Genomic DNA, 16,513 nt, shown 5'->3' with positions numbered 1-16,513 from the left:
CATGAATACCCTTACCGATTTATATCAGCATTTTGATGAGCTCGTTTTTAATGATGCAGATCCTGACACCCTGTTTGCCTCAAGCTATATTAAAGGCTTTATTGCCTTAGAGGCGGTGAACTTTGGTGACGAGCAACAAACACCGTCAAAAGCCCTGGCCGAAAAAGTCACCCAAGCACTGATTAACAACAAAACAGAGTTAACGCCGCAAGATCAAACAATCGTTAATAATTATTGGTTATCACTGCAACCTATTTTTAAGTAAAACTCAATTTTGGGGGCAATGCTTATGCGCTATAAGGCTTGAACGCTGAAAGGTTGTATGGTCAGATTCCTTACCGCCTTACCGCCTTACCGCCTTACCGCCTTACCGCTTGAATTTACCTTTGATAATGTCTTTTAAGATGTAGCGATTTGGCGCGAGGTTAAACAGCATTTTACTATTAACAGGGTAAGGTGTGCCGCAAATATCAGCTTTTATTATATCCGCCATCAATGGCGCAGAGCACAAACCTCGGGCACCTAGGCCGGTTAATACATACAAATTGGGGTAGTAGGGGGCTGGCGTATCAACTCGCCAGTTTTTATCCTTCTCTAGATGGTGGTAAAGCGCGTAATATTCTTCTGTTTTGGGCATAGGGCCAGCCACTGGCATATGATCTGGCGACATACATCGCAGCCTAGCTTTACTGCTTACCACATCGTGTTTTTGCCATTTAGGAAAGGTAGTTAGCGACTGGTGATACATTGCCAAGTTGTAATCATCGTCTTGCGTACGCGATTGGATATCCCGATCATCTTTGTCGAACGTAGCGCCAATACAATGAATATCGTTGTTTTTTGGCGTTAAATAGCCTTTGTGACAAATAACCGTTGATAATTTAGCTATATCATCGTTTGTTTTCATTGAACTAACTTGCCCACGCACGGGATAGACGGGGAGTTGATCAAATGGCGCCAATAATGACGTTTGCGCACCACCGCACATCACGACCGTACTAGCCGCATCCGTTTTATTGCCGTAATGCAAGCGCCAAGTATTATCGTCGGTTGGTTGCAATTGCTCGATGTCACATTGGGTTTTAACCTTTAAATAGCCTGTATTTAAGGCTGCGCCAAATAACGCTCGCACAAGTTGTTGTGGTGCAACCCAACCGGCTTGAGGCATAAATAACCCGCCGTGTTCTAGTGGCATATTAGCTAGTTCACTGGCTTGCTGAGCATTTACCGTGTGAATAATATCGCGTGGCCAAGCGTTTATTTGATCAAATTTGATTAAGCGCTTGGCTAACGCCGGTTTAAAAGCTAAGTCTAAAACGCCACACCATTGATGATCAAACGCGACTCCTTGCTCTGCTACTTGATGATAAAAAGCCAAGGCGGTAATAAACGCTTGATGGTAAAACTCACTAATGTCATCTCTTTCTTGGTGTAGTAGAGGATAAACCGCGCCAATAGCATTACTCGATCCACCTTGGGCAAGTTCATCGTCTTGGCAATATATACATACTCGAATGTTTTCACGGGTCAGTTTATAGGCCAAACACGCAGCAGCAATACCCGAGCCAATAATCGCCACTCTCGTTGGTTTAGTATTGTGTGGTCGCAGTAAATAGCCCTGACCCGAGTTAGGTGATTGTTGAAACTTCGCCCTTAAGCTCTTATTTTTGCGACCAACGGTTGTTTTTTTCTCGAGTCTAAAGCCAACCTTGATCAGGCCTCTTTTGACAAAACCAGCCACGGTAAAAGTCGATAAACTTGCGTTATCATCTGACAAGCGAGCAATCTGTCCAAACAACTCAGGGCTCCACATCTCTGGGTTTTTTGCTGGCGAAAAACCGTCAAGATACCAAGCGTTGATCGCTGGCACTAAGTAGTTATTTTGCTTTCGAGATACTTTGATATTGGTACTGAGTTTGGCAAAACCTTTGCTTGCGTCATCACATATCAAAATCAGTGTTACTTTACCTGCTAACAACCTAAACTCACGAATAGATTGGTCTGTATTGCTGTTGTCATATTGCTGACAAAAGTCATCAACAAATGGCTTAAATTCAGGCCAACACTGCAATGATTGTTGAATTTGCTCAGCGCTTAATGGGTACTTTTCAACACTGATAAAGGTCAAGGGTAGGGTTTTATCCCCGTGTTTAGTAATGGCTTGCTCGACATATTTGAGGGTGATAAAAAAGTTCAAGCCCGTACCAAAACCGGTTTCTCCAATGACCAATGGAGACTTATTAGCTAATAATCTAGCCTCAATATTATTGCCCTGAATAAATACGTCGTCACTTTGGCTGTAACCGTGTTGGGTATCAAAGTAAATATCATCAAACTGCGCTGAAAATGGCGAACCGTCTTGTTGGAATACGACCTTGTCGTTACTTTGAGCCTGTGTTGTTTTGTGATCAGTCATGGACAAATATAAAAAGCAAATGTACTACCAAGAATTGTACCTGATGTCGTCCTTGATTGCGCCGCATAGAAATAAATTAATTGGCATGAAAAAAAATCACGCGAAATAATAAATCAGCCTAAGTTATTGGTTCAAAAGTATGTTATTTTACGATTTCACTTTTACTAGGTGGTGATATTTGGTTGTTCAGTGTACAAGTGTACACTGGATAGACCAGTTTTTATGCGAAATTCGCTATCATATCGCCGATTTTAATAATTAGATGGTTTAGATAAATGAAACGTGTCGTGATAACAGGTTTAGGTATTGTCTCAAGTTTAGGTAACGATACCGAGGAAGTATTAGCGTCTTTAAAAGAAGGCCGTTCAGGAATTACTCGTTCAGAGAGCTTTGATGAACAAGGTCTGCGCAGCCAAGTTTGGGGTAAGCCTAATATTGAATTAAAAGATCATATCGATCGCAAAGCGATGCGTTTTATGGGTGATGCTTCAGGTTACGCATACGTAGCAATGGAACAAGCCATTAAAGATTCAAACCTTACACCAGAGCAAGTGTCGAACATTCGCACCGGTATTGTCGCGGGCTCAGGTGGTGCATCTTCAGCAAACGTTATCGCATCGGCTGATACATTGCGTTCAAAAGGCGTTAAGCGCGTTGGTCCATATGCGGTACCAAAAACGATGTCGAGCACAATCTCTGCTTGTTTAGCCACTCCGTTTAAAATTTTAGGTGTTAACTATTCAATCAGTTCAGCTTGTGCAACAAGTGCCCACTGTATTGGTCACGCAGCCGAACTTATCCAATTAGGCAAGCAAGATATTGTGTTTGCTGGTGGTGGTGAAGAAGTCGATTGGTCATTAGCGATGATGTTCGATGGTATGGGCGCATTATCGACAAAATACAATGATACACCAGAAAAAGCATCGCGTACTTATGATGCAGATCGCGATGGTTTCGTTATCTCTGGCGGTGGCGGTATGGTAGTTGTGGAAGAGCTTGAACACGCATTAGCACGTGGCGCCCATATTTACGCCGAAATTGTTGGTTATGGTGCAACATCAGATGGTTACGACATGGTTGCACCATCGGGTGAAGGTGCTGTTCGTTGTATGCAACTAGCAATGCAGGACGTTGACGCGCCAATCGATTACTTGAACACTCACGGTACTTCTACACCGGTAGGTGACGTCAAAGAGCTTGGCGCTATTCAAGAAGTATTTGGCGGCAAATCACCTGCAATTAGTGCAACTAAAGCCATGTCTGGTCACGCGCTAGGCGCGGCTGGTGTTCACGAAGCTATTTACTCAATTTTAATGATGGAAAATAATTTTATTGCTCCATCAATTAACATTGAAACGTTAGATGAACAAGCTCAAGGTTTAGATATCGTCACTGAAACTCGTGAAGCCGAGTTAAACACTGTGATGTCAAATAGCTTTGGTTTTGGTGGTACTAACTCAACACTAGTATTACAAAAATACAAATAACCGCTATTTTAAGATAATATGGGGTCAGAGTCGTTTTACTCTGACCCCATTTTTTTGCCAAGAGTTTACCTTGAAAATTTATTTTGATGAAAACATGCCATTTGCTCGTGAGTTTTTCAGCGAGTTTGGTGAGGTTATTCCATTTAGTGGTAGAGATGTTAGCGCACACGCGTTAGCTGACGCTGATGTTTTGTTAGTTCGGTCAATTACCAACGTTAATCAAGCATTGCTTAGCAGCAATAAGCGTTTGAAGTTTGTCGGCTCGGCGACGATTGGCTTTGATCACATCGATCTGGCGTATTTAGCGAAGCGCAATATATTCTTTACTTCAGCTCCAGGGTGCAATGCGGTGTCAGTGGCTGAATACGTTATTAGCGCATTAGTTGTCTTAGCCGAGCAAGGGCAGTTTTCACTGTTGAATAAAACCGTGGGTATTGTCGGTGCTGGCAACACCGGTAGCCGTTTAAGTGAAAAATTATCGGCGTTAGGCATTAATTATAAGCTCCATGATCCCATTTTAGAGCAAGCAGGTGACACGCGTAAATTTTCATCATTAGACGAGGTACTGGCTTGCGACATTATTTCGCTGCACGTGCCCAAAACCATGAGTGGCGAGCACGCGACATACCACTTACTTGATAAAACCCGACTAGCGTCAATTCGCGATGATCAGATTTTGGTTAACGCTTGTCGAGGTGAAGTTATTGATAATCAAGCGTTACTGTCGTTAAAACAAGCGGGTGCTGGCTTTTCATTAGTCTTAGATGTTTGGGAAAACGAGCCAAATATTCTACTGCCACTGATTGAGCATGCGGATATCGCGACCGCTCATATCGCAGGTTATAGCTTAGAAGGAAAAGCACGTGGCACAGAAATGCTCTATCAGGCATTATGTCGTGAGCTTGGTAAACCTGTGAGTAAATCACTAAAAGCGTTTTTACCTCAGCCAATGTTTGAGCAGGTAAAAATAAATCAGTCAATCAATGAAATTTTGCTAAACCCCTTGGTTAAAATGGTTTACGATGTAAGGCGAGACGATGCTATATTTCGTCAACAAATTCATTCGTGTGGTTTCGATAAAATACGCAAAACATACCCCGCTCGCAGGGAGTTTTCTTCATTGTCGGTAATCACACCTAGCAGTCCCAAGTCTGATTCGCTGTATCAACTTGGTTTTAGTCAATATGTGCAACAAGAGGAAGAATAATGGCACAGAAGTTCGATGTTTGCGTATTAGGCGCAACAGGCTTAGTTGGTAAAACAATAATTGAAATTTTAGCGCAAAGAGATTTTCCAATTAATAAGCTATACCCGTTAGCAAGTTCACGCTCGGCTGGTGAATTTATTGAGTTTAACGGTGAGAGCATCGAAGTGCTAGACGCCGATAACTTTGACTGGAGTCTCGCTCAAATTGGTTTCTTTTCAGCTGGCGGTGCGACTTCAAAACAATATGCACCGATGGCAGGTGAAGCTGGTTGTATCGTTATTGATAATACGTCAGAGTTTCGTTACGACCCAGATATTCCATTAGTTGTACCTGAAGTTAACCCTCAAGCACTCGCTGAATATCGCAATCGCAATATTATTGCCAATCCAAATTGTTCAACGATTCAAATGATGGTGGCCTTAAAACCAATTTACGATGCGGTAGGTATTGAGCGTGTTAATGTATCAACTTATCAATCAGTATCTGGTGCAGGTAAAGCCGCGATGGATGAATTAGCCAAACAATGCGCTGATTTACTGTCAGGCAAGCCGATTGAACCAAAAGCATTCTCTCGTCAAATCGCTTTTAACGTGATCCCACAAATCGACGTTTTCTTAGAAAATGGTTACACCAAAGAAGAAATGAAAATGGTTTGGGAAACCAAGAAGATTTTAGGCGATGAAAATGTGTTGGTTAATCCAACGGCGGTACGTGTGCCAGTATTCTTTGGTCACGGTGAAGCTATTCACCTAGAAACGAGTTCGCCAATTAGCGCTGAAGAGGTCAAAGCGCTGTTAAAACAAGCGCCAGGCTTGGTGGTTTGTGAAAATGATGAAGACTTCCCAACTCAGATAGGTGAAGCTAGCGGCAAGGATGAAACCTTTGTTGGCCGTATTCGTGAAGATATTAGTCATAATAATGGTTTAAATATGTGGATTGTTGCCGATAACGTTAGAAAGGGTGCCGCAACCAACAGTATTCAGATCGCAGAGCTACTTATTCGCGATTATCTCTCTTAGTGTATTACGCATGTTAGATGCGTTAAAAGACGATGAGAATAGACTAGAAACCTGTTAGGCTGTGCCTAATGGGTTTTTTTATGTCTGTAATTAATAAAAAGTGAGGAGCTCTTCACTATCTTAGTTATCGAGATATAATTGGAACAAAGTTTGCTAAGCTTTTAGTTAGACTAAAATTTTACTAATAAAGCCAATTATTTGGCGCATATAATAAGAGTTAGGAAAGCCTTAATGCATCGTACACTTAGTTCGCGTTTATTGCCTTTGTTACTGGGTAGCTTGTTGACCCTAGGTTCACTCTGTGTTGCTGCGCAAGAAGCCGGCGTTCAGATACGTGGTCCAAAATCATCAGATACTTCAGTGATCAAGCAATACGGTCCGATTACCAACGCTGACACCTTATGGAAAATTGCCTTAATGGTTCGCCCAGATCCGAGATTTTCTGTCTACCAAGTCATGCAGGCGCTTTACCTAAAAAACCCACAAGCTTTCAAAGAGAATAACCTTAACCACCTTGTTAATGGACAATACTTAAAAGTTCCTTCCTACGATGAAATAGCAGCAATAGATCCCGTTCAAGCCCAAGCAAAATCTGACAATGACGACAGTATTTGGGAAAAGAAAGTTAAGGCAGCGCCAAAAGTTGTCGCTAAAAAGGCGGCACCGGCAAATGTCGTGCAAAAACAAGATTTAGAGCAAGCGAAAAGCGAAATTAATCAACAGCTTGAAGATATTGGCAAAAGTCAAGTGCAACGCTTAGAAACCATTCAAAATGACGTATTAGATTCAATAGATGGTTTACAGGCTCTGTTACAGGAAGACGAAAAGCTCAAACAGCGATTATCAAATTTCGGTCAGCAGCTTGGCGAAATGCAGCAACAAGTTGCTAAAGGTGACGAAATCAAGGCTCAAATGGATAGCCAAATTAAACTTTTGCAAGAATTACTAGATAAAGCCAATGCCCGTGAGCAGGAGCTGATGCTTGAGAAGCAAAAAGCAGCACTTGAAGAGAGCAGCTTTATGTCGAGTATTTGGTTTACCATTTTAGTTGCAACTGTGCCTGCGGTATTAGTTGTGTCATTAATTGCCTTCTTTTTAATGCGCCGCAAAAATTCAGGGGAAGAATCCAAAACCGAACAAGCTGCTCCGGTAGCCGAAAAAGCAGCAGAAACACCGGCCGTCGCAGATGCTCCTGCAGATGAATTGGCACTTGACGGCGAACTATCACTTGATGACGAATTAGCGATAGATTTGGCTGAAGACGATGAGTTAAGTGACTTAGGTGAAGCAGACCTAGGTGGTGACGAATTATTCTCCGATGATCTTGATGATTTAGATGATGAACTGCTTGATGATGACGTTATTCATTTAGATGATGATCTCGACGATTTAGAAGATATTTCCCTTGATGATTTAGGTGACGATCAACCGCTTGATGACACCACTGAACTAGCCGGTGATGACATTGATGATATGTTAGACCAAACAGCTGACAGTGATGAAGGCGAAGTATTAGACGGTGGTGAGTTAGGTCAAGACATGCTTGATGACCTACTTGGTGGCTTAAGCACAGATAAAGACGAAGAAGAAACACCTGCCAATACCGAAGACGATATCGACGCTTTGCTAAGTGAAGTTAACGATGTGGTTGAAGGCAAAAAGCAACCAGAAGCAAAAGACGAACAAGCAGGTGAATCAGAAGAAGTCGCCGATCCGGACGACATTGATGCGTTATTGGACGGCGTTGCAGATGAGCAAGCTAGTGAAGAAGTCGCCGATCCAGATGACATTGATGCCTTATTAGATGGCGTAGCAGATGAACAAGCTAGCGAAGAAGTCGCCGATCCAGACGACATTGATGCCTTATTAGATGGCGTTGCAGATGAGCAAGCAAGTGAAGAAGTCGCCGATCCAGATGACATTGATGCCTTATTAGATGGCGTTGCAGATGAAGTTGCAGATGAGCAAGCTAGCGAAGAAGTCGCCGATCCAGACGACATTGATGCGTTATTAGATGGCGTTGTAGATGAACAAGCTAGCGAAGAAGTCGCCGATCCAGACGACATTGATGCGTTATTAGATGGCGTAGCAGATGAACAAGCTAGCGAAGAAGTCGCCGATCCAGACGACATTGATGCGTTATTAGATGGCGTAGCAGATGAACAAGCTAGCGAAGAAGTCGCCGATCCAGACGATATTGATGCCTTATTAGATGGCGTTGCAGATGAACAAGCTAGCGAAGAAGTCGCCGATCCAGACGACATTGATGCGTTATTAGATGGCGTTGCAGATGAACAAGTTAGCGAAGAAGTCGCCGATCCAGATGACATTGATGCGTTATTAGATGGCGTTGCAAATGAGCAAGCTAGCGAAGAAGTTGCCGAGCCAGAAGATATCGACGCACTAATTGATGAAATTGCATTGGAAAGCGAACAACCAGCTAATGCAAGTGTTGAGTTAACCGATCCAAATGATATTGACGCTTTACTGTCGACATTTGACGAACCGATGCCGGCAAATACCGCTGATGATAACCAACCTATTGAAGAAGTAGCATCAGATACAGCGCAAGTAGGTAGTCATAGCCAAGATATTGAAAACTTTACTCAGGAAACTGTCGGTCAGTTTTTAACCATGGACTTTAGTGATATTGGCGCAGCTGAAACCGATGCAAACGAGACTGAAGTAGCTTCAGATGAGCTAGATACCGCAGAGCCTGAAGATCAAGAAGTTTTAGATGTCGATGATATTCTAGAGTCGATTCAAGTTGAAGAAGTAGAGCAGCCTAATCAAGATGAAATTGATGACTTACTTGATTTAGGTGACGAGCTTGACGATAGCTCACTTGATGAGCAGAGCACAGAGCAAGACGACTTGGATGATGATGAAGAACTCAATATTGATGAGCTTTTAGCACAAGTTGCGGCTGAGGATAGCCAAGCAGAAGATGACTTGATTAATGATGTTGCCGAGCAGATAGAAGAAGTCGAATCACCGTTTGATGAGTCTACACTGGCAAATTTACTCAGTGAAGGCGCAGTGCCAGAAAACCAAGAGCCCATTGAACTAACACCTGACTTTACTGACTCTAATGTATTAGCTGATCTGCTAAGTGACGGCGAGCCTCAACCTAAAGAAGAGGTTGCTGAAGCAAGCGAAATAGAAGATATTCAAGAGTTAAATAACCTAGATTTTGACGAATTGCTGGCGAATATCGAAGAAGAAAACAAGCCTAGTAACAGTGAAGAGCCAGTAGTTGAAGATGTTATCTCCGATCTCGATATTGGCGATGATCTGGTCGCGCTTGATGAAGAGGATCAAGAGCCGGCAGACTTTGTTTCAGTTGACAGCTTGCTTTCAGAGTCGCTTGACTCAGAAAACGAAGAACAATATCGAAAAGAAAATATTGATGTTGGCCTTGATGAATTTCCTGAATTTGCCGGCGATGATACCGATATTGATGACGAGGACAGCAATGGTGTTGCCGCTAAGTTAGACCTCGCTAAAGTCTATATAGAAATTGGTGATGAAGAGAATGCCGAAGTTATTTTACAAGACGTCATCAAACTAGGTGATGCTCAACAGCAGTTTGAAGCTCAGCAGTTACTCGATAATTTGAATTAGTCGAGTTATTTGAATTAGTCGAGTTATTAGCATTGGCAAGCGCATTAAAATTAGTAATAATGCGCCTCCGAATCTAACGGAGGTATTTATGCGCTATGCATTAGGCGTGCAGTATGACGGTAAAAATTACTGCGGCTGGCAACGTCAAAAACATTCACCTAGTGTTCAAGAAACACTTGAGCTTGCTTTATCTAAAATAGCAGATGAACCCGTCGAGGTGGTGTGTGCAGGGCGCACAGATACAGGTGTTAATGCGACCAATCAAATTGTCCATTTTGATACGACAAAAATCAGAAAAGATGTAGCATGGACACTAGGCGTAAACACTAACTTGCCATCAGATGTCGCTATTTCTTGGGTAAAACAAGTCCCTGAAGATTTTCACGCGCGCTTTAGCGCGACCTCTCGCCGTTATCGGTACGTGATATACAATGCATTATTTCGTCCGGCGATTTTAACTTCGGGTCTTTGCTTCGTCCACGACCCATTAGATGACGAGCTAATGCACCAAGCGGCTCAAGCACTGGTTGGTACCCACGACTTTACCTCGTTTCGCACTGTTCACTGTCAAGCGCCGTCACCGATAAGAACGATCGAACATATCAAGGTTCATCGTTTGCAAGATTACATTGTTATTGATGTTAAGGGCAATGCGTTTCTTCATCACATGATTCGCAACATTGCCGGAAGCTTGATTCGCGTCGGTAAAAAGCAAGAGTCGGTTGAGTGGATGCAACAAGTGTTAGCAGCTAAAAACCGATGCGTTGCAGGAATGACTGCTGCAGCTGGCGGTTTGTATTTTGTCGATGTTACATATCCTGAAACATTTGAACTGCCAACGAGGCCTTTAGGGCCTCTGTTTTTGCCAGATCAAATAGGCTAAACTCTAGACTGCTTGGATGGAGTGACTTAGGTTGTGTTTGAAATCTACAATCGGTGGCTCGTTGACTTTGAGGTAACTTGAGCTCGCATCAAGGCATCATTTGTTGAATAAAGAACAAAACAGACCAGTTTTTTGTAACTGATTACTCGCTATCTATGGTTTAATTCACGGTTATGTATACTGTTTTATCTGGTTGATGATTAAATATACTCATTGGGTATAAACAAAAAAGCAGACATCATCAATCGTATTTTATTGCAATAGGCTAAAAAGAATTATGAGCTGGATAGAAAAGATTCTCCCAAAAGCTAAAACTACACAAAAAAGTAATATTCCCGAAGGTGTTTGGACTAAGTGTACATCATGTAATGCGATGCTATACAAAGTTGAGCTAGAAAGAGCGATGAGTGTGTGTCCGAAATGTGATCACCATATGCGCATTAGTGCTCGTAAACGCCTTGAAACATTTTTAGATGCCAATAACCGTCAAGAAATCGGTGAGCAATTCGAGCCAAAAGACGTATTAAAGTTTAAGGACTCTAAAAAATATAAAGATCGTATCAGCTCGGCACAAAAAGTGTCAGGTGAGAAAGATGCACTCGTGGTAATGCGTGGTGAATTGCACGGAATGCCTGTTGTTGCGGCATCATTTGAATTTGCCTTTTTAGGTGGTTCAATGGCCTCTGTCGTTGGCGCGCGTTTTGTCGCTGCAGTCGAAGTGTGTTTAGAGCATAATTTGCCATTAGTTTGCTTTTCAGCAAGTGGTGGTGCACGTATGCAAGAAGCGCTGATGTCGTTGATGCAAATGGCTAAAACAAGTGCGGCACTAGCGAAAATGAGCGAAAAAGGCTTGCCGTATATTTCCGTATTAACCGATCCAACAATGGGCGGTGTTTCAGCAAGTTTAGCTATGCTGGGTGATATTAACGTTGCTGAGCCAAAAGCACTTATTGGTTTTGCTGGTCCTCGTGTTATCGAGCAAACGGTTCGTGAAAAATTACCAGAAGGCTTTCAGCGCAGTGAGTTTCTATTAGAAAAAGGTGCGATTGATATGATTGTCGATCGTCGTCAAATGCGTGATACTTTAGCGCGTTTATTGGCAAAGCTTACTGGCCAACCGTCGCCGATCAGAGAATAAATGACCAAACCATTACCAAGCCAATTATCAAATGCCTCACTTGATAATTGGCTTTCTTATTTAGAATCTATTCACAGCCAAGAAATCGACCTTGGCCTAACGCGTATTAATCAAGTCGCCGAACGTTTAGCAATATCGTTGGGCGCATCTACGGTGATAACGGTTGCTGGCACTAACGGAAAAGGCACGACCTGTGCTTTTCTCGAAAATGCGCTATTGGCAAAAGGCAAACGCGTAGCTGTTTATTCATCCCCTCACATTGAGCGCTTTAATGAAAGGTTGCGAATTGATAAAGCTGATATTGATGATGCCCCGCTAATTCAAGCCTTTGAGCGCATCGAACAAGCTCGTGGTGATATTTCATTGACTTATTATGAGTACACGACATTAGCGGCGTTAATGATTTGCCAAGAAATCGAGCCTGATATCGTGATCTTAGAAGTAGGGTTAGGTGGGCGATTAGATGCAACTAATATTATTGATGCCGATATTGCCGTTATCACCAGTATCGATTTAGATCACCAAGCATTTTTGGGGAATACTAAAGAGCTAATAGGCTTTGAAAAAGCCGGTATTATGCGAGGCGATAAGATTGCAGTGGTAGGGGAGCCGCGCAAAATTCATTCTATTGTTGAGCACGCTGCGTCAATCGGTGCAAAAGCGCTTTATCGCGGTCAGGATTTTAACGTAGAAGTTAATCAACAAGCTTGGCAATATCAAACTAAAGCATGCACTTTTAACCATCTTACTTTACCCAATATTCCGCTTGATAACGTTGCCACCGCTATAACGGTGCTAAGGCACCTTGAATTGTCGCTCGATGAAGATTTTATCAATCAAGTGATAAGTCAAACTCAGGTTGTTGGCCGCACTGAATTAGTCGCACAACACCCCCAGGTACTGCTTGATGTTGCTCATAACCCTCATGCAGCTCGTCATTTAGTTGCCGCATTATCGCGCTATCAGTTTAATCAGCTACACTGCGTGGTGGGTATGCTCAAGGACAAAGATATTCAAGGTACGTTATCCTTGTTTGAAGAACACATCGCTCACTGGTATTTAACTAATCTAGCGGTTCCAAGAGGTGCACAAGCACGTGAACTGGCCGCAACATTATCTGATAGGGCGCAAAACGTTAATTGTTTTGACAATGTCGAACAGGCATTTAAAATGGCATTACAAACAGCGGAAGACAATGATTTGATTTTAGTTTTTGGATCATTTTTTACCGTAGCAGAAGTTCGCAAGTTATATGTTTAGGAGTTTTTTTTGTCTACACCATTTCAAAATCGTATTGTTGGTACGGTAATTGTTGCAGCGGCAGCCATTATATTTTTACCTGATTTGTTAGACGGCAAAAAGAAAACCTATCAAGAGCAGTTTGATGTGATTCCACAACCGCCAAAGGTTGAAAATGTCACAACACCAAAAGAATTTCCTGAACAAAAGCTCAATATCATTGATAATCCTGAAGTGGTTGAAGATGAACAAGCGCTAGATGATGAGCCCGAGTTGCCTCAAAACTCAAGTGATACAAATCAAACGATACAAGCAAGTGAGACATTGACTATCACTACGATGGCAAAGCCTGAGCAACTCGGTGCTGAGCCAAAAGTAGAGCAAAGTGTTGAGCCCATCAAGCAAAATGTTACCGGCGACGCCTGGGTTATCCAGTTAGGTAGTTTTAGCAAGAAAAAAAATGTCGATGAGTTAGTAAAAAAGCTGACCAACGCTGGCTACGTCGTGTTTACTAAACCGGTTAAAACTAAAAATAGAACCTTAACCAAAGTGTTCGTCGGGCCGGATATCAACAAATCAAATTTAGAAAAACAAATTCCTGAATTAGCTAAAATTGCAAATGTGACAGGAAAAATTGCCAAATACAGCCCAACAAAATAACAAAAAAGGTTAGGTTTAGCAGTGGCGTTCTGATAGAATGCGCGCCTCATAAGTAACGAGATTATTCGATTTATGGTTTGGATAGATTATGCCATCTTGGCGGTGATTGGCATATCAACGCTAATTAGCTTAGTGAGGGGCTTTGTCAAAGAAGCGATATCTCTCATTATATGGGCGTCGGCATTTTTTATTGCAAGTCAATTCTATTCAAACTTAGCGACTCTTTTAACTAACATCTCAGATCCTTTGTTGCGCAATGCAGCGGCTATAGCCATCCTCTTTATAACAACCCTTATTCTCGGCGCTCTAATAAACTATCTCATTGGCGAGCTTGTCACGAAAACAGGCCTTTCTGGAACAGATAGAATATTAGGCTTGGTCTTTGGTGCGCTTCGCGGTGTACTAATTTCGAGTGCTGTGTTGTTTTTTATGGATGCCTTTACCCCAGCAAGCAATACCGATTGGTGGCAGTCGTCACAATTGATCCCAGAGTTTGATTTAGTTATTGAGTGGTTTTTTGAATATTTGAAGCAAACATCAAGTTTTTTATCCTAGTAGGGTTCGGCGGAGAGAAATGTCATGTGTGGTATTGTTGGTATTGTTGGTCAAACACCAGTAAGTCAATCTTTATATGATGGATTAACGGTGTTACAACACCGTGGCCAAGACGCGGCGGGTATTGTTACCATTAGCGACAACATGTTTAGGCTAAGAAAAGCCAACGGTTTAGTTAAAGATGTCTTTCACACGCGCCATATGTTGCGCTTGCAGGGCAACATTGGTATCGGCCATGTTCGTTACCCAACGGCGGGTACATCAAGCTCATCTGAAGCTCAGCCATTTTATGCCAACTCGCCTTTTGGTATTTCATTGGCACACAATGGTAATTTAACCAATGCCAGTGAGTTAAAAGAGTGGTTATTTACTACGGCAAAACGCCATGTCAATACGACATCTGATTCAGAGTTGCTGTTAAACATTTTAGGTCATGAACTACATCAAGTAGATGCCTTGTCTTTAACACCAGATAACATTTTCACGGCCATTGAAAATGTTCACAACCGTATTCGTGGTGGTTATGCTACTGTTGCCTTAATTATCGGTCACGGTATGGTTGCATTTCGCGATCCAAATGGCATTCGTCCATTAGTGTTCGGTAAACGTGAAACTGAAACGGGTGTAGAATACATGGTGGCTTCAGAGTCAGTAGCGCTTGACGCTTGTGATTTTGAATTTGTTCGCGATGTTGCACCAGGCGAGGCGATTTACTTCTCAGAAGATGGCCATATTCACTCAAAACAATGTGCGCAAAATCCAGTTTATAGTCCGTGTCTATTTGAATTCGTTTATTTTGCTCGCCCTGATTCGACTATCGATAAAATGTCGGTATATCAATCACGCGTAGAAATGGGTAAGCGCTTGGGCGATAAAATTGCTCGCGAATGGGAAGACATCGATATTGATGTCGTGATCCCAATTCCAGAAACGTCATGTGACATTGCGTTAGAAATCGCTCAGCAGTTGAATATCCCTTACCGCCAAGGCTTCGTTAAAAATCGCTATATTGGCCGTACGTTTATTATGCCGGGTCAAGCAGAGCGCAAAAAATCGGTTCGTCGTAAGCTAAATGCTATTAGTTCTGAATTTAAAGGCAAAAACGTTTTACTTGTTGATGACTCAATTGTTCGCGGTACAACATCAGAGCAAATTATTGAGATGGCTCGTCAATCTGGCGCCAAGAAAGTTTATTTTGCTTCAGCAGCGCCGGAAGTTCGCTTCCCGAACGTTTATGGTATCGATATGCCAAGTGCTAACGAATTAATTGCTCACGGTCGTGAACTCGAAGATATATGTCAATTAATTGGTGCAGACAAATTGATTTATCAATCAATTGAAGACTTAACTGCCGCGGTAGGTTTTGCCAACCCTGAAGTGAAACATTTTGAATCATCGGTGTTTACCGGTCAGTACATTACTAATGATATCGACCAAGGTTATTTAGAGAAGTTGGATGCTGCGCGCAACGATGAATCTAAAGAGCAAACCGATAAAAATGCTGAATCAGTCATTGATATGCACAACGAAGGTGAAGGTTCATAACCTTAAATTAATCTAATAAAAAGGGCGCTATATTTAGCGCCCTTTGCATTTTCAACAATCAACAAAACAGGGAGATTTAATGCGTTTACCTGCTAAGTAAATACCGGACCAAAGCCCAAGCTCCATAAAATAACAGTACTTGCCATAATGCCTACTAGTAATACTAAACCGCAAGTAACAACAGAGCTCGAGTAGATAAAGCCTTTTTCTTCAGGGATATTCATCATAATCGGCACGCCTGAATACAGTAAGTAAACTGAATAACAAGTTGCGAGTATGCCGGCACAAGCGACAAACCATAGCACTGGGTATAGCGCCGCCACACCAACCATTAACAATGGTGTGGCCGTGTAAGCTGCAAGCTCAAGCGATTGTACAAAGTCTGGCTTAGCGTCAAATGTTTTTGCCATCCAGTGGATTAAATAAGCAAGCGCGAATACTCCGGCAATTAATGCGCCGTACATACCCACCGCCATATAGGCAGCGCTTTGCTCTGTTAATTTAATGGTATCGTTTGCGCCGATAGACCAACCGATATGCGCTGCGGCATAATAACCACAGATTGAAGGAATCAACGCGACAACTAAGATGTGCGTTAGCGAGTACGTCAAACTTTCATGACGTTTTTCTATTGTGTGCCATTCTTCTTTAGGATGAGCATATAAGCCCCAGATGTGATTTAGTAACATAATACCTTCCTCATACAATTCCCCATAATTGGCAAAATAGATTTTTATTTG

13 protein-coding genes are annotated in these 16,513 nt (G+C 42.3%); 11 read left to right on the top strand and 2 right to left on the bottom strand.

The features are described from left to right. The first annotated feature begins 1 nt into the window (after position 1). Positions 2-265: a YfcL family protein gene (locus LP316_RS13425; RefSeq protein ID WP_193021657.1), complete on the top strand. Its 264-nt coding sequence runs from the start codon at positions 2-4 to the stop codon at positions 263-265. Between the two features lie 102 nt (positions 266-367). Here the strand turns inward: LP316_RS13425 and mnmC are convergent, their stop codons facing one another. Then, positions 368-2,416, bottom strand: coding sequence for a bifunctional tRNA (5-methylaminomethyl-2-thiouridine)(34)-methyltransferase MnmD/FAD-dependent 5-carboxymethylaminomethyl-2-thiouridine(34) oxidoreductase MnmC (gene mnmC / locus LP316_RS13420; protein WP_193021656.1), 2,049 nt, complete (start codon positions 2,414-2,416; stop codon positions 368-370). 275 nt (positions 2,417-2,691) lie between these two features. On the opposite strand from mnmC, the gene fabB reads away from it, so the two are divergent. From fabB to purF, 10 genes are all read left to right on the top strand, one after another. Next, entirely contained in the window at positions 2,692-3,903 is a 1,212-nt protein-coding gene (fabB, locus tag LP316_RS13415; protein ID WP_193021655.1) for a beta-ketoacyl-ACP synthase I, read from the top strand. Positions 3,904-3,973: 70 nt separating this feature from the next. Further along, positions 3,974-5,110, top strand: a complete 1,137-nt coding sequence (locus LP316_RS13410; RefSeq protein ID WP_193021654.1) for a 4-phosphoerythronate dehydrogenase — start codon at positions 3,974-3,976, stop codon at positions 5,108-5,110. After that, positions 5,110-6,129, top strand: coding sequence for an aspartate-semialdehyde dehydrogenase (locus LP316_RS13405; protein ID WP_193021653.1), 1,020 nt, complete (start codon positions 5,110-5,112; stop codon positions 6,127-6,129). The genes LP316_RS13410 and LP316_RS13405 overlap by 1 nt, the downstream gene beginning before the upstream one ends. A gap of 231 nt (positions 6,130-6,360) precedes the next feature. Next, entirely contained in the window at positions 6,361-9,753 is a 3,393-nt protein-coding gene (locus tag LP316_RS13400; RefSeq protein ID WP_193021652.1) for a FimV/HubP family polar landmark protein, read from the top strand. Positions 9,754-9,841: 88 nt separating this feature from the next. Then, positions 9,842-10,636 (top strand): tRNA pseudouridine(38-40) synthase TruA, encoded by a 795-nt coding sequence (truA, locus tag LP316_RS13395; protein WP_193021651.1) that lies wholly within the window; start codon positions 9,842-9,844, stop codon positions 10,634-10,636. 277 nt (positions 10,637-10,913) lie between these two features. Next, on the top strand, positions 10,914-11,774 hold the full coding sequence (gene accD / locus LP316_RS13390) for an acetyl-CoA carboxylase, carboxyltransferase subunit beta (protein ID WP_193021650.1): 861 nt from the start codon (positions 10,914-10,916) through the stop codon (positions 11,772-11,774). Beyond that, entirely contained in the window at positions 11,775-13,034 is a 1,260-nt protein-coding gene (gene folC, locus LP316_RS13385) for a bifunctional tetrahydrofolate synthase/dihydrofolate synthase (protein WP_193021649.1), read from the top strand. It begins immediately after the preceding gene. 9 nt (positions 13,035-13,043) lie between these two features. Continuing rightward, positions 13,044-13,673: an SPOR domain-containing protein gene (locus LP316_RS13380; RefSeq protein WP_193021648.1), complete on the top strand. Its 630-nt coding sequence runs from the start codon at positions 13,044-13,046 to the stop codon at positions 13,671-13,673. A 72-nt stretch (positions 13,674-13,745) separates the two neighbouring features. Next, complete coding sequence (locus LP316_RS13375) at positions 13,746-14,228, top strand: CvpA family protein (protein WP_193021647.1); 483 nt, start codon at positions 13,746-13,748, stop codon at positions 14,226-14,228. 24 nt (positions 14,229-14,252) lie between these two features. After that, positions 14,253-15,773, top strand: coding sequence for an amidophosphoribosyltransferase (gene purF / locus LP316_RS13370; protein WP_193021646.1), 1,521 nt, complete (start codon positions 14,253-14,255; stop codon positions 15,771-15,773). A 92-nt stretch (positions 15,774-15,865) separates the two neighbouring features. On the opposite strand, the gene LP316_RS13365 is transcribed toward purF, so the two are convergent. Further along, positions 15,866-16,462: a Yip1 family protein gene (locus tag LP316_RS13365; protein WP_193021645.1), complete on the bottom strand. Its 597-nt coding sequence runs from the start codon at positions 16,460-16,462 to the stop codon at positions 15,866-15,868. Positions 16,463-16,513 lie beyond the last annotated feature (51 nt).

Source organism: Thalassotalea sp. LPB0316, from assembly GCF_014898095.1.
Taxonomy (GTDB): domain Bacteria; phylum Pseudomonadota; class Gammaproteobacteria; order Enterobacterales; family Alteromonadaceae; genus Thalassotalea_G.
Note: the sequence above shows the minus strand (reverse complement) of the source record. Positions and strands in the feature narration are given on the sequence as shown.

What these genes read in the sequence shown, in the direction of transcription:
- LP316_RS13425 (WP_193021657.1), top strand. Translation starts at nt 2, where the DNA reads ATGAATACCCTTACCGATTTATATCAGCATTTTGATGAGCTCGTTTTT.
- fabB (WP_193021655.1), top strand. Translation starts at nt 2,692, where the DNA reads ATGAAACGTGTCGTGATAACAGGTTTAGGTATTGTCTCAAGTTTAGGT.
- purF (WP_193021646.1), top strand. Translation starts at nt 14,253, where the DNA reads ATGTGTGGTATTGTTGGTATTGTTGGTCAAACACCAGTAAGTCAATCT.
- LP316_RS13400 (WP_193021652.1), top strand. Translation starts at nt 6,361, where the DNA reads ATGCATCGTACACTTAGTTCGCGTTTATTGCCTTTGTTACTGGGTAGC.
- LP316_RS13365 (WP_193021645.1), bottom strand. Translation starts at nt 16,462, where the DNA reads ATGTTACTAAATCACATCTGGGGCTTATATGCTCATCCTAAAGAAGAA.
- truA (WP_193021651.1), top strand. Translation starts at nt 9,842, where the DNA reads ATGCGCTATGCATTAGGCGTGCAGTATGACGGTAAAAATTACTGCGGC.
- LP316_RS13405 (WP_193021653.1), top strand. Translation starts at nt 5,110, where the DNA reads ATGGCACAGAAGTTCGATGTTTGCGTATTAGGCGCAACAGGCTTAGTT.
- accD (WP_193021650.1), top strand. Translation starts at nt 10,914, where the DNA reads ATGAGCTGGATAGAAAAGATTCTCCCAAAAGCTAAAACTACACAAAAA.
- folC (WP_193021649.1), top strand. Translation starts at nt 11,775, where the DNA reads ATGACCAAACCATTACCAAGCCAATTATCAAATGCCTCACTTGATAAT.
- LP316_RS13375 (WP_193021647.1), top strand. Translation starts at nt 13,746, where the DNA reads ATGGTTTGGATAGATTATGCCATCTTGGCGGTGATTGGCATATCAACG.
- mnmC (WP_193021656.1), bottom strand. Translation starts at nt 2,416, where the DNA reads ATGACTGATCACAAAACAACACAGGCTCAAAGTAACGACAAGGTCGTA.